General features: G+C 67.5%; 1 protein-coding gene. It reads right to left on the bottom strand.

Annotated features, from left to right (window positions below; all coding sequences use genetic code 11):
• Window positions 1-125 precede the first annotated feature (125 nt).
• Window positions 126-375: lysoplasmalogenase family protein (locus J7528_RS23770; protein WP_291879800.1), on the bottom strand; the 250-nt coding region annotated here is incomplete at its 5' end.

Below are 375 nucleotides of genomic sequence, written 5' to 3'. Positions count from 1 at the left end.
TTGCGGGAGAAGGTGTCGGCGCAGCCGACGGGGGGAGTGATCGGCAGGCGGCCGCAACCCGGACCTTCAATCCTAATACTCCCCCCACCAGCCTTCGGCTGCCTCCCCCACAGGGGAGGAACTTGTCAGGCGCCGGCCTTCGCCTCGAGTGCTTTCACCACCCCCACGCAGATCAGCAGCTGCCCGAAGTAGTACAGCCCCCACACCGCCAGCCCCGTCGCGAAGTTGTCCGGCCACGGGCCGTTGCGGCCGAAGATGATCAGGTCAGAGACCACGAACATCAGCGCCCCGATCCCGACCCGGAAACGCGGGAAGCGGCTGATCCAGGCGGTCGCGGCCATCAGAGACAGGCCCAGGCTGTAGACCGCCACACCC

This window comes from Caulobacter sp. (genome assembly GCF_017744445.1).
Lineage (GTDB): Bacteria > Pseudomonadota > Alphaproteobacteria > Caulobacterales > Caulobacteraceae > Caulobacter.
Note: the sequence above shows the minus strand (reverse complement) of the source record. Positions and strands in the feature narration are given on the sequence as shown.